The sequence below is a fragment of the Nocardia sp. CA-290969 genome (assembly GCF_050936135.1).
Taxonomy (GTDB): domain Bacteria; phylum Actinomycetota; class Actinomycetes; order Mycobacteriales; family Mycobacteriaceae; genus Nocardia.
On record NZ_JBNJNJ010000001.1, the window covers coordinates 3753389 to 3767100 of the forward strand.

Sequence of the window (13712 nt, forward strand, 5' to 3'; positions counted from 1 at the left end):
GCGTGATCAGGACCGACCCCCCCCGGATGAGGGGTTGGCGCCGGGCCGCCTCGCGGGCACGCTGGAACGCGGAGGCAACCTATGAACCAGGCACACGTATCCGTACTGTCCGCCGCCGACCGAGCCGTCGACAGCATCGACCTGTTCGGCCGGATCTCGGCGGGAATCCGCCGGCTCGTACCGTTCGATTCGGCGGTGTGGACCGCGGCCGATCCGGAGACCGGTCTGATCACGGCGCCGATGCTGGTGGAGAATCTCGGCTCCGGTGAGGGATGTGCCGACTATTGGGCGAGCGAACTCCTCGAGGAGAACGTCGTACCTTTCCGCGAATTGACGCGCGCACTCGTCCCGGCGGCCGGGTTGCGTGCGGCCACCGGCGATCTCCCGGCGCGCAGCGCGCGCTTCCGGCGGCTGTTCGCCGGCCAGGGTATCCACGATGAACTGCGTGTGGCACTCCGGATCGGCGACCGGCCGTGGGGTCTGGTCAGCCTGTTCCGCGGCACCGCCGACTTCGCTGCGGACGAGGTGGCCCTGCTCGCCGAACTCTCGCAACCCCTGGCTGAGCGACTGCGTGGTTTCGCCAGGCCGGCCCCCGCGCCGACGCAGACGGATTCGCCCGCCCCCGGCCTGATCCTGTTCGACGAGTCGGGCGCCGCGCTGTCGATCAACGAGGAAGCCCGGCAACACCTCGCATCGCTACCGGCGGGCCCGTCCGTTCCGTCGAAGCTCGGGCTGGGACTTCCGATCTGGGTTGTCGGCGCGGTCCTGCAGGCGTGGGCGCTGGCCGCCGGCCTCGACCACGGCAACGCCCGCTTGCGCATCCGCAACACCGAGGGCCGCTGGCTGTCCTGCCACGCCTCGAGCCTCAGCGGCGGCGACTCGGGTCCCGGCCCGGTCGCCCTGATCATCGAACCCGCCACACCCGCCGACCTGGCGGCGCTGATCGCCGAAGCACACGGCCTGACCTCCCGGGAACTCCAGGTCACCCAGCTCATCGCGCGGGGCCTGACCACCGCCGAAATCGCCGGCACGCTCTTCCTCTCCCCGCACACGGTCCGCGACCACATCAAGGCGGTGTTCGCGAAGGTCGAGGTCTCCAGTCGTGGCGAACTGGTCGCCCGATTGTTCACCGAGCACTACTGGCCGGCCCTACCGGAGCCGGTACGTGTCTCCGATCCCGGCAGCCCACCCGCACATGCCAGAATCGCCCGTACCGGGGAGGGCACCGCGCACACTCCCGCCTGACCCCGGCGCGATATCCACGGCCGGTGTACAGCACAGCGCGATCAGCCGAGACCCAACCGCTGCGCGGCGACCTCCAGATCCTTGTCCCCGCGGCCCGACAGGCAGAGCAACACCACGCAGTCGTGCGGTAACTCGCCTCGCTCGGCAACCTCCAGGAGGTAGCCCACCGCATGGGCGGATTCGAGGGCGGCGATGATTCCCTCACTGTGACTGAGTAGCCGCAGTCCACGCAGGGCCAGCGCGTCGGTCGCGGCGGCGTACTGCACGCGGCCGGTCTCCTTCAGGTAGCTGAGTTCGGGCCCGACTCCCGGATAGTCCAGGCCCGCGGCCACGCTGTGGGTGACCGCGATCTGCCCGTCGTCGTCCTGCAGCAGATAGCTGAAGCTACCGTCCATCTCCCCCGGCGACCCGGCGCTCAGCGACGCCGCGTGCGCACCGGTGCCGACCCCGTGTCCCGCCGCTTCCACACCGACCAGTCGCACCTGCGGGTCGGCGGCGAACGGATGGAACGTGCCGACGGCGTTACTTCCCCCGCCCACGCACGCGAGAACGTAATCGGGCAGCCGCCCCTCCGCGGCCAGGATCTGCGCCCGCGCCTCCACTCCGATGATGGTCTGAAAATCCCGCACGATCCGCGGATAGGGAGCGGGCCCGGCGGCCGTGCCGAAAAGATAATGGGTGCTGTCCACATGCGCGACCCAGTCGCGAACGGATTCGCTGATCGCCTCTTTGAGCCGCCGGCTCCCCGTTTCCGCCGCTCGCACGTCGGCACCGAGCAGTCGCATCCGCACCACATTGTGCCGCTGCCGTTCCATATCGTCGGCGCCCATATAGATGGTGCACGCCATGTCGAGCATCGCGCACACCGTCGCCACCGCGACCCCGTGCTGCCCCGCACCGGTTTCGGCGACGATGCGACGCTTACCCATCCGCTTGGCCAGCAGCCCCTGCCCGAGCGCATTGTTGATCTTGTGCGACCCGGTGTGCGCCGTATCCTCGCGCTTGAGATAAACCTTCACCCCCGGCACCCCGAGCCGCGCCGCGAACCGCGGTACCTCGTGCAGCAGCGTCGGCCGCCCGACCCGGGCCCGCATCAATTCGGCCAGCTCATCGACGAATCCGGCGTCGGCACGAGCCTGTTCGTAGGCGCTGTCCAGTTCGATCAACGCGGCCATGAGTCCCTCGGGAACATATCTGCCGCCGAACCGTCCGAATCGTCCTCGTCCATCGGGCAGATCCTCATGGCGATACGAACTCTGATCCACCCCGTGACCGACGACCATCCAGCACCCGCACTCTCTCATTTCCCGCTACGAAGAGAGATTCTCTGCCGCCGGCGCAAGCGCCGGGTCTCTTCCCGGCAACGGATTAGTTAACAGTACTGAAGCTATTGCCGTGCCGATTCCCGTTGCCGGGAAGAGAAGCAGGAAAAATTCAGGGCCACGGCACACACAGCCATGATCAGCACGCCGTCCAGGTAGTGGCACACACCATCGCACCCGGATAATGGGACCGCCCCACGCGTCGGCTGTGAAATTCGGATCCGATCCGGCAAACAGCTGCTGCCCGGCGCACACGCCGCCCCGGCCTCTATCCACCGATCGTTTTCACGTGTCGTCATGACCGCGCCTCCACTGCCGCAGACGCCGCGTCGAGTTATTCGCGCTCGAGGGCGGCGGCGACCGCGGTGCCGATGCGGCACAGTGCCGCCAGATCGTGCGGCTCGAGCTGGTCGATCAGGTATTCGCGGACCGCGGCGATATGACCCGGAGCCGCCGCCACAACCGCGTCGTAACCGGGCTCGGTGAGCACTGCAACGGTGCGTCTGCCGGAGCCGGGAACGCGGGCCCGGGTGAGCAGTTCGCGCTTCTCCAGCCGCGCGGCGACATGCGACAACCGCGACAACGATGCCGCGGTCCGCGCGGCCAGATCGCTCATCTGCAGCGTGCGATCAGGCTGTTCGGACAGGACCGACAGCACCATGTACTCGAAGAAGGTCAGCTCGGCCTCGCGTTGCATCCTCGCGTCGAGGGCAGCCGGCAAGCTGATCATGAGCGCCGAGTTGGCCAGCCACGCCGCCCGCTCATCATGGTTCAGCCATCGTGTTCCCGCATGCGGTTCAGTGGGTTCCCCTGCGCCGGAATTTTCTTCGGCCGCCATTCCCGCGGTCGCCGGAGCGTTCCGCGGACGCCGGCCCCGTTGTCCATTCGTGCCAGCTGCCGTACTCGCCATGCGGCCAGCCTAACCGGACTTCTTGACAGGTCAAGTTCAAGTGTGTAGTTCTTGATGCATCAAGTTCTTCGCGCTGCCGGCTGATCACGTAACCGTCGGTGGTGCTCTGTGTCACCGGAGCCGTCACGCGTCTGTCGGCGGCGCCGAGATCGGTTTCGCATCGAAATGCGGAACGTGCGAGTGGATCCAGGAAGGGACAACCCGATGCAGTTCACATCGCTGGGCGGGATGGAGGTCTCGCGCATCGGCCTCGGAACCATGGGAATGTCGGCGTTCTACACCGGCGCCGGCCGGAACGAGGCCGAGTCGATTCGTACCATTCAGCGCGCCGTGGATCTCGGCGTCACACATCTGGACACCGCCGAGGTCTACGGGCCCTACATCAACGAGGAATTGGTGGGTCGCGCCGTCAAGGGCCGCCGGGACAACGTCGTTCTCGCGACCAAGTTCGGCCTGATCTCGCACACCGGCCGTCCGGGCCCGGACAGCACTCCGGCCAGCCTCCGCGCAGCAGTCGACGGGTCGCTGCGCAGGCTCGGAACCGACTACATCGACCTGTACTACCAGCACCGGGTCGACCCCGGCACTCCCATCGAGGAGACAGTGGGAGCGTTGAGCGAGTTGGTAGCCGCGGGCAAGGTGCGCCACATCGGGCTCTCCGAGGCCGCCGCGGCGACGATCCGCCGGGCCCATGCGGTTCATCCAGTGACAGCCGTCCAATCCGAGTACTCACTGTGGACCCGGGACCCCGAGATCGAAGTGCTACCCACGTTGCGTGAGCTCGGGATCGGTTTGGTCCCCTACTCGCCCCTGGGGCACGGCTTCCTGACCGGTCGCATCCGCTCCCTCGATGGCCTCGACGCCGCCGACTGGCGTCGCACCAATCCCCGCTTCACCGGCGGAAACCTCACGCGCAACCTGCGTATCGCCGACGAGGTACGCGAAGTCGCCGACGACATCGCTGCCACACCTGCGCAGGTCGCTCTGGCCTGGTTACTCGCACAGGGCGACGGCATCGCACCCATCCCGGGGACCAAGCGAGTCGACCGGCTCGAAGAAAACAGCGCCGCCGACGGTATCCGGCTCACTGCCGATCAGATCGCCCGGCTGAACAACCTGCCACCTGCGTCCGGTGACCGCCATGCGGAGCCCGACATGGCCGCCGTCGACCGTTGAAAAAACGTGCGGTGCGGGGTCGCCGCGCAGGATCTTCCGGTACAGCGCTCGCGGCCCAGGTAGTCAGCAGCGCGCCGGCAGGTCGCCCCAGATTTTGTCTATGGATGAATGGAGCTTTACATCATGGCAAGCAATGTGATTCGTGTCGGCATCATCGGTGCGGACACGAAGGCGAGCTGGGCGGGGGCATCGCATATCCCCGCGCTGGCGGCCCAGCCGGCGTTCGAACTCGCGGCCGTGGCGACACGGCATGCGGGGAGCGCTCGCAGCGCTGCGGAGGCGTTCGGCGCCCGACGTTGGTACGCCGATCCGTTCGAGCTCATCGGCGATCCGTCGATCGACCTCGTCACCGTGGCGGTCAAGGTGCCGGCTCACCGCGAGCTCGTGCTGGCGGCGCTCGCAGCGAACAAGGCCGTGTATTCGGAGTCGCCACTGGGCTCGACCGTCGCGCAGGCGGAAGAAATGGCCGAGGCGGCAGGCTCGCTGCACACCGCGATCGGCCTGCAGGGCCGACTCAACCCCTCGGTACGCCGCGCGGCGGAGATCATCGCTGAGGGCCGGCTCGGGCGGCTGCTCTCGGCGCGAGTCGCCGCGACGACCTTCGGCAACGGCCCGGAATCGGTGAGCGCGTACGAGTACTTCGACAAGGCAGCGTCCGGAGCCGGCTTCCTCACCATTGCCGCGGGCCACGTCCTGGATGTGGTCGAGGCCGTTCTCGGCGACATCACCGAGATCGACGCCCGCACCGAACTCCTTTGGCCCCAGGTGAAGTTGGTCGACACCGGCGCGATATCTGTCCGCGAGGTCCCGGATCACCTCGACGCCATCGCCAAGACCTCCTCGGGGGCGCCGGTCGGGGTGCAGATCCTGGCGGGCGTGCCCGCCTCCGACGCCCACTTCAGTCTGGAAGTACGCGGATCGGAGGGCCGGCTGAAGCTGACGGGCGACCACCCCGCGGGCGTTCAGGTCGGCGACCTCACCCTCTCGTCGAGCGTCGACTTCACCGCGCCCGACCGCCCGGTCGCCACCGGTGCGGGACCCACCGCCGCCAACATCTGGACGGGCGCTTCCATCAACGTCGGCGAGGTCTACGCCGGCCTGGCCCGCGACATCACAAACGGCACCCACCACACCCCGGGTTTCCAGCACGCCGCCCACAACAGCCGTCTCATCGCCCGAGTCGAACAAGCCGCCCGGACCGGCGTCCGGCACTGACGCCACCGCACCTCGCGACACCGTGCATTACTGCCGTGACGGATACGGCGACCGATCCGCGGGCACGGGCGGCCGACATAGGTTCGGACCCGCTGAAGGGCAAAGTCATCCTCCTTCCCCGACTCGGCCGACCGGCCATTCGACCACGACAACAATCAATTGGAGAATCCGAAATGCCTGCAGTCCTCGTCCACGGTGTACCTGATACCCACCGGCTTTGGGACACCGTCCGTTCCTATCTTCAACGCGAAGATATCGTGACGATCGATCTCCCCGGGTTCGGCGTACCCCTACCAGTGGGATTCACGTCGACGAAAGAAGAGTATCTCGATTGGCTTATCAAGAAGATCGAAGAAATCGGCGAACCCGTCGACCTGGTCGGTCATGATTGGGGGTCTCTGCTGACGGGCCGTCTCGCGTCTATCCGACCAGATCTGGTGCGGACATGGACAGGCATCAGCGGGCCGATCGATCCGGAGTATCCGTGGCACTATCTTGCCAAGATCTGGCAAACGCCAGGCGAGGGCGAGCAATGGATGGCGGACCTCGACCTCGAGGCGTTCGCAGCAAGCCTCAACGAGGCGCAGATGCCGCGCGACGCGGCAAACGAATCGGTCCGGCATCTCGATGCCACTATGAGGGCAAGCATTCTCGCCCTTTACCGTTCGGCGATCGAGGTCGGGGCGGAGTGGAAGCCAGATTTGAGCAATGTGACCGCGCCGGCGCTGGTGATCTGGGGCCTGGACGATCCGTTTCTTCCGCACCGCTTCGCCGACGAACTCGGTAATGCCACACGCGCACGTGCCGTCTTCAAGCTGCGCAGCTCGCACTGGCCGATGATAGAGCGTCCGGCCGATGTCGCGCGCGAACTCGAGGCCCATTGGGCTCACGTGTAAAACCTGCGCTTGGGTCACTCGGGCTCAAACCCCGCGGCCGCTACGCGAACGGCAATAATTGCTCGCTCGCCATGGTGAGCCCGAGTGCCCACGCCGTTGTCCGGAAACGAATCATCGTGACGCAGCCCGGGGAGCATTGCCGGGGCTGCACAAGGCAGGAGCGCCCTATATGACGAATTCACCAAATACCCGGATCGGCGTCGGCCTTATCGGGGCCAGTGCCGATCGGGGCTGGGGCGGAATTGCTCACGTCCCGGCGCTGCAGGCGCTCGACGCGTTCCAGATCCGCGCCGTCAGTACGACTCGTATGGAGAGCGCGAACGCGACCGCTCGTCGACTGGGCGCCGATCTCGCCTTCGACACACATGAGGCTCTGGTCGTGCGACCGGAGGTCGACCTGGTGGTGGTTGCGGTCAAGGTGCCGGAGCACAAGCAGATTGTTTCCGACGCGCTGGCCGCGGGCAAGATGGTTTATTGCGAATGGCCGCTCGCAAGAAACCTCTCGGAAGCCGAAGCGCTGGAGGGGTTTGCCCGCGAGCGGCGGCTGCGGACGGTTGTCGGGTTGCAGGGCGGCCTGCACCCGCCGATCCTCTTCCTTCGCGACCTCATCGCGCAAGGCGTGATCGGCAAGCCGCTCAGCACGAGCATCCGAGCGCATTTGGCCGACGACATGTGGGTCGGCCGATATGACCCGCCGGTCGAGTATATGGCTCGCGCAAAGCATGGCGCCACGCTGCTGAGTATCATGCTCGGCCACGGGCTCGAACCGCTCGCGCGCGTGCTCGGCACGTTCGAGAGTCTGTCCGCCGTCGTGGCCAACCAGCGCGGTGACGGCGTCCGCCTCTCCGATGGCGCGACGCTGCCGAGGGACGCGCCAGATGAGATCGTCGTCGCCGGCGTTCTCGAAGGCGCGATCGTCACGTCGCTGCACTACAGCGCCGGGCAGTCTGCCGGCTCGGCGATGGTATGGGAGATCCAGGGCACCGAGGGCAGTCTGCGTGTGGAGTCGGCGTCGGGCTACATCCATTTCACCGATTTCACCATCACGTTGCGCCGCGGCAGCGAGCCTGTCCAAGTGCTACAGGTCCCCCCCGCCTATGCGGCTCCCGACCTGCAACTCGACGCACCCGCAGCGGGGGTCGCCCGCCTCTACGCCCAGTTTGCCGCCGACCTCCGCGACGGAACCGCCAATGCGCCGGACTTCGCGGTCGCACTCGATCGCCACCGGGTGCTCGAAGCGATCAGACGGGCCGCTGAAACAGGTCATCGGCAGCATCTGTCCCGCCCCGACCGAATGAACTCCAATCTCTGAAACCCGGGAGAGGCACTGGCGCCGGACCGATTCGGCCACGCCGTCCACAACAGCCGCCTGATCGCCCGGATCGAACGAGCCGCGCAAACCGGTACAGCGCTGTCCGGGCGGCTCTCGGCCGCACCGAACAGCGCGGTCGATCGCCATGGGCCGGACAGCGATAAGCGGCCGCGCGTCGACACCGCCTCTGCTACTTACCCGCCGCCGAGGGCCTCGTCAACGGATTCGTTCGAGGGTTGCGACCGGCGCGAGACCGTCCGGGTTCGGAAAACACATCCGGCGGATATCGGACTGTGACCGATATGGCGACCGATCCGAAAGTGCTGGTGGCCGAAGTAAATTCGGACACGTTAAAGGCCCCCTGCGGCCACGGGAACTCGATCTGGGAGTAGCTGTGATTCCTGTCCTCTGCCACCTCGGCGCCGGTGGCGCCGCGCAAGAGGCCGACAACATATGACGACGTCCGCACTGGCCGCGGTCCTGGAAATCAAGGACGGGCCGTTCGAATTCCGCGATATCGAGATCGAAGACCCGCGCCCCGACGAGGTACTCGTCCGCATTGTCGCGGCCGGAATATGCGCAACCGATGCACACGTGCGTGCGCAACGAATGGCGACTCCGTTACCGGTGGTGCTCGGGCACGAGGGCGCGGGAGTTGTCGAGCGGGTGGGGGCCGCCGTCACCACCGTCGGGCCCGGCGACCATGTCGTCCTCTCCTACCATTCGTGCGGCCACTGCAAGCCGTGCCTTTCCTCGCACGCGGCCTACTGTGACAACGTCTGGGCGGCCAACTTCGCCGGTGCCCGGCTGGATGGCTCGAACGGCCTGCACGTCGCCCGCGGCCCTGAGCCCCACGGCCACTTCTTCGGCCAGTCCTCCTTCTCCTCGTACGCCCTGACCCACCAGCGGAATACGATCAAAGTCCCCCGTGACCTGCCGCTCGAGGTCATGGCTCCGCTGGGTTGCGGAGTGCAGACAGGCGCGGGAGCCGTACTCGAGGCTCTCGCTGTTCCCGTGGGGGCCTCCTTCGCCGTTTTCGGCGTGGGTGCCGTGGGCCTGGCAGCAGTCATGGCGGCGCACGTCGCGGGTGCGACCACCATCGTCGCCGTCGACGTCGACGCCGGCCGGTTGCAGCTCGCGCGCGAACTCGGGGCGACACACTGTGTCGACCCCGGCCGAGTCGAGGATCTGACCGGCGCGCTGCGCGCGATCGACGAACGCGGCCTGGAGTACATCCTCGACACCAGCGGCCGCAAGGAAAACCTCGACGCCGGAGTCGGGGCCTTGGCGCCGATGGGCCGTTTCGGCTTCGTGGCGTTCCACGAAGGCGCGGGCGCGGTGATCGACGCGGGCCGGCTCACGCTCGGCCGATCGTTGCAGGGCATCATCCAGGGCGACGCCGTCTCTCCGCTGCTGATCAACGAAATTGCCCAACTCTATCGAGCCGGCCGGTTCCCGATCGACCGGCTGCTGTCCTTCTACGACTTCGCCGATATCAACACCGCGTTCGAGGACGCAGGCTCGGGTCGCGTCACCAAAGCGATTCTTCGATTCGCGTCCGCGGGATAGCCGGCCGGCCGGCCGAGCGCCCGCAGCGCTCCGATATTTCACGACCAGAGAAGACAAGGGAAAGGCATCTCTCCGAATGTGCCAGAACAGTCAGAAACCCATCAACGTCGACAACAGTTCGGGCTTCTACGGGATCGACAATTATGGGTTCCCGCGAGTCGGTCCGGACGACCCGCCGGACCCTCAGGGGTACTACCCTCCCTATTTCGAGAGTGAGCACTTTCAAAAGTACGGCTACCACGTCGAGGAACTGCGCGGCGGTTTCTACTGGGTCACCAGCGCCGGTTATGACGCCGGATTCGTGGTGACCGAAGAGGGCGTGGTCGCGATCGACGCGCCGCCGACGCTGGGCGAGAACATGCTGGCGGCGATCGAGGATGTCACCGACAAACCGGTGACCCACGTGATCTACAGCCACTGGCACGCCGATCACATCGGGGCGGCTTCCGTTTTCGGTCCCGACGTCGAGATCGTCGCCCACCGCATCACCAAGGAACTGCTGGAACGCTTTCCCGACCCTAAGCGTCCGCTGCCGACGAAAACGTTCGATGATGAGCTCGTGCTCGTTGTCGGCGGGGTGAGCTTGCATCTTTCCTACAAGGGTGAGAACCACTGCCCGGGCAATATCTTCATCTACGCGCCGCAGCAGAAGGTGCTCACCGCGGTGGACATCGTGAGTCCGGGCAGCGTCACATTCATGCATTGTGATGCCTCGCAGAATATTTCCGGCTGGTACGAGGCGCATTCGCAGATTCTCGAATACGACTTCGATTTCTTCATCGGCGGGCACCATATGCACTACGGCACCTACGAACAGGTGAAACTGTGCGTGGAGTACTTCGCCGACGTACTCGCGGGGGCGACGGCCGCGGTCGAGCAGTTCAGTCGCTCGGACGCGCTGGCCGATATCGTCAGCAGCACAGGCTGGGACAGGATCTTCGTCGGCACCGAGAACTGGATCAACTCGATGGCGAACTACACCACCCGGCACGTCCTCGAGAAGAAAACCAGCAACGGCCAACTCTGGTGGGAACGTCTGGCGGGTGCGACCACTCAGACCAAGTACCACGCATACACCGTGCTGGAGTCGATCCGGCTGGAACGCCCTCGACCGGACTACCGTTTACGGGGCGAGAACCCCCCGGTCTTCTTGACCTGACGCCGTCCTGAACAGTTCAACGACCGGAGCGGTGTGACAGGGCCGTGTTCGCCCGTCGCACCGCTCAGTGTCGTCACGGGTCCCGGTGGTGGCTGCGTCCCGTCGTCGCCGCCGTCGGCAGCCTGCGCGGCTTGCCGCCGCGTGCCCGCGCTCACCCCGACTCGCAGCCGACGTGGGCGCAGCTCAGCTCCGTCCGCGCGGCGATGCCGAGTTTGGCGAACACGTTGCCGAGATGGTGGCCCACCGTTCGGTGGCTGATCCGCAGCTGGGCGGCGATTTCGCGATTCGTCAGCTGTTCGGCAGCCAATCGGGCGACCCGCTGCTCTTGGGCGGTGAGTCGGTTCACCTCCCTGACATCCAGGCTGACCCGGCTTCCCGGGGGGCCGGTGAGATCGTGCTCGCGCTGGGCACGGCGGCGCAGCGGCGCGGCCCCGAGCCGATCGAACACCGCGGCGGCGCCCGCGAGCTGGATACGTGCGTCGGTCCGCCGCCGGTCGCGCCGCAACCACTCGCCATAGAACAGTTGCGCGCGAGCGTGCAGAAGCGGGTACGACCGGGCATCCGGCACGTCCAGCGCGGCCCGGAAGGCACCCTCGGCACGGGGGCCGCCGAGCAGCGCTCGACCGATATGCGCGGCGGTCCGAGCCCATGGCGCTCCGGTGCGCCGCGCCCAGGCTTCGAGTGCCCGCACCCGTTCCTCCGCGATCTCGTGTCTTCCGGCGTGCGCGGCCGCCTCGGCGGTGTCGAGAGCGGACAACAGCGCATAGGTCGAGTGCGCCGCGTCATGCCCCGGCTCGGCCAGCCGGATCAGGATTTCCAGCGCATCTTCGGGACGCTCGTGGAACAGCAACGCCATCCCGCGGTTCCAGTAGGCGGCCGCGCTCAACGCTCGAACACCCTGCGGGAGTGAAGTATCCAGCGTACGGGCGGTGACCTCGGCGACCAGACGCTCGTCACCACGTGCGGCAGCGAGCCAACCCAGGCAGTTGCGACACTGGGAGGCGATGTGATCGGCGCCCATATCCTCGGCCAGCCCCAGCCCTTCGGTCGCCGAGGATTCTGCTTCTGCCCAGCGACCGGCGAAGCTGTCGAGCATCGCGGTCCGAGCCAGCGCGCCGGCAAGTCGGGCAGGCTCGGAAGTGCGCCGCAGATACGCGATTCGGCGGCGCAGGGCATCCCCCATCGGCCTGTCGATACCCCAGGCCAGTCCGAGCGGCGCCGGCGGAAGCAACCCCAACATCGTGGTCCGGGCCCGCGCGACCATATCCTCGGCATCGGGCACAGCAGCCGCTGCCGGGGCGGCCGGTACGTCGTCACTCCACCAGGTCAGCAGGGCGGGTAACGCAGCCCGATTCGCTGTGTCGAGCCCGACCGACAGCTCGGCCGCCCGGGCCTGCAGATCGCTACGCCCGGCCGACCAACCGGCGCGCATGGCCATCGTGCCCAGTTCCAGTGCCGTGTCCGGATCCGCGACTCGGGCCATATCGGTGATCAGGTAGTGATGCGCCAGCTCGGGCATTCCTCGGGCGAGTTCGATGACACCTCGCAAGCCCCGGCTACGCCGGGCGATATGAGCCCCGGGTGCCAGCCGTTGCGCGTCATCGAGCAGGCATTCAGCGGTGGCCACCCGCCCGGAATCCCACGAAACCCGGGCCGCCGCGGCCAGCCGTTGTGACGCGTCGAGCGGTGCAGGCGAGAGTTCGGCGGCCCGGCGCAACGCCCGTTCCGCCGCGGTCGTGTCCCCGCGGAGCCGGGAGCGCTCCGCGGACCGTTCGAGCAACATCGCGACGTCCTCGTCGCGGTCATGCGCCGCGGCGGCGAGGTGCCAGGCGCGATTCTCCGCGTCGTCCGGTAGTGCGGCGGCCAATATGCGGTGCGCCCGTCGCTGTGCCGCGGGACCACTACCCTCGTAGACGGCTGTGCCGACGATGGGATGCCGGAACCCGACTCGGTTGCCGGCGACGTGGAGCAGGCTCGCGTTGGTCGCCTCCTCCCAGGCGGCCTCGTCAGCCCCCGAAGCGCAACCGGCTCGCTGCACCGTGAGCCGGTCGCCGTGGTCCTCGGCCGCCGCGAGCACCGTCAGCAGCTGAGCCGCGGGGCTGAGAGCCTCGATCCCCGCGCGGAAGGCCCGCTGCAGGCGGGGCCCGACGAGTCGCCGCCCGCAATCCTGCCGACACTCGGCGTTGTCACGGACACCCTCGAGCACGGCCAGCTCCTCCAACGCCAGGGGGTTGCCGCCGGACTGCTCGACCATGTGCTGAACCGTCGGCCCGTCGGTGTAGGGCGCCACGGTCGCCAGAAGCTGCCGTGCGCTCTCGTCGGTGAGGCCCGCTACCCGCAGGTCGGGTATGCCCTCCCACGGCCGGGTAGCCGGGTCACTGTGATCGGCGAGCACGACCACCACGGGATTTACCCAGACTCGTCGGGCAACGATTCCCAGGCACAGCGCGCTGGCCTGATCGAGCCACTGCGCGTCGTCCACGACGACGAGCACCGGCTGCTGTTCGGCAAGCCCGCCGAGTAATGAGAGCACGGCCGAGCCGACCAGCAGCCGGTTCACCGGCCCACTGTTCGATCCGAGCGCATCCCGCAATGACGCAGCTCGACCCGCCACCGACGACTCGACGCGATCGGTCACCGGCCGCAGCAGTCCGTGCAGCCCCGCGAAGTCCAGATCCGACTCGGGCCGGGTGGCCTGATAGCTCAGCCGGAGAAAATCCGCGGCCTGCTCGTGAACGTATCGAAGCAGGGCAGACTTTCCGATACCCGGCTCGCCCCACAGCGCGAGCGCGCCACCGGTCCCGTCGCGGGCCCGCGAGAGAAGTTCGTCGAGAACCGCGGTTTCCTGCCGCCGCCCATACAATTCCGCCGACGGTCCCGCGGTGGGAGCTGCGCCACCGTCCTGGCC

At 67.4% G+C, this 13712-nt stretch carries 10 protein-coding genes; 7 read left to right on the top strand and 3 right to left on the bottom strand.

The genetic code is table 11. The features are described 5' to 3' along the window. Window positions 1-81: 81 nt before the first annotated feature. The gene (locus ACQEVO_RS16875; RefSeq protein WP_432914138.1) at window positions 82-1245 is read left to right on the top strand and encodes a LuxR C-terminal-related transcriptional regulator; all 1164 of its coding nucleotides are present in this window, start codon (window positions 82-84) and stop codon (window positions 1243-1245) included. Window positions 1246-1286: 41 nt separating this feature from the next. On the opposite strand, the gene trpB is transcribed toward ACQEVO_RS16875, so the two are convergent. Both trpB and ACQEVO_RS16885 read right to left on the bottom strand, forming a co-directional pair. Then, window positions 1287-2528, bottom strand: coding sequence for a tryptophan synthase subunit beta (trpB, locus tag ACQEVO_RS16880; RefSeq protein WP_432914141.1), 1242 nt, complete (start codon window positions 2526-2528; stop codon window positions 1287-1289). A 373-nt stretch (window positions 2529-2901) separates the two neighbouring features. Continuing rightward, window positions 2902-3297, bottom strand: coding sequence for a MarR family winged helix-turn-helix transcriptional regulator (locus ACQEVO_RS16885; RefSeq protein ID WP_432914144.1), 396 nt, complete (start codon window positions 3295-3297; stop codon window positions 2902-2904). Window positions 3298-3681: 384 nt separating this feature from the next. Between ACQEVO_RS16885 and ACQEVO_RS16890 the strand changes: the two genes are divergently transcribed. The 6 genes from ACQEVO_RS16890 to ACQEVO_RS16915 all read left to right on the top strand — a co-directional run bounded on the left by ACQEVO_RS16890 (window position 3682) and on the right by ACQEVO_RS16915 (window position 10804). Next, window positions 3682-4653 (top strand): aldo/keto reductase, encoded by a 972-nt coding sequence (locus ACQEVO_RS16890; RefSeq protein ID WP_432914147.1) that lies wholly within the window; start codon window positions 3682-3684, stop codon window positions 4651-4653. Between the two features lie 123 nt (window positions 4654-4776). Next, window positions 4777-5868 carry a Gfo/Idh/MocA family protein gene (locus tag ACQEVO_RS16895; protein ID WP_432914150.1) on the top strand — a complete coding sequence of 364 codons (1092 nt, stop codon included), beginning with the start codon at window positions 4777-4779 and terminating at the stop codon, window positions 5866-5868. Between the two features lie 35 nt (window positions 5869-5903). Further along, window positions 5904-6764, top strand: coding sequence for an alpha/beta fold hydrolase (locus tag ACQEVO_RS16900; RefSeq protein WP_432914153.1), 861 nt, complete (start codon window positions 5904-5906; stop codon window positions 6762-6764). Between the two features lie 169 nt (window positions 6765-6933). Continuing rightward, the gene (locus ACQEVO_RS16905) at window positions 6934-8076 is read left to right on the top strand and encodes a Gfo/Idh/MocA family protein (RefSeq protein WP_432914156.1); all 1143 of its coding nucleotides are present in this window, start codon (window positions 6934-6936) and stop codon (window positions 8074-8076) included. 453 nt (window positions 8077-8529) lie between these two features. Then, window positions 8530-9645, top strand: a complete 1116-nt coding sequence (locus tag ACQEVO_RS16910; protein ID WP_432914159.1) for an NAD(P)-dependent alcohol dehydrogenase — start codon at window positions 8530-8532, stop codon at window positions 9643-9645. Between the two features lie 76 nt (window positions 9646-9721). Further along, on the top strand, window positions 9722-10804 hold the full coding sequence (locus ACQEVO_RS16915) for an MBL fold metallo-hydrolase (protein ID WP_432914162.1): 1083 nt from the start codon (window positions 9722-9724) through the stop codon (window positions 10802-10804). Between the two features lie 151 nt (window positions 10805-10955). Here ACQEVO_RS16915 and ACQEVO_RS16920 read toward each other — a convergent pair whose 3' ends face one another. Next, window positions 10956-13667 carry an ATP-binding protein gene (locus ACQEVO_RS16920; protein ID WP_432914165.1) on the bottom strand — a complete coding sequence of 904 codons (2712 nt, stop codon included), beginning with the start codon at window positions 13665-13667 and terminating at the stop codon, window positions 10956-10958. Window positions 13668-13712: the final 45 nt, after the last annotated feature.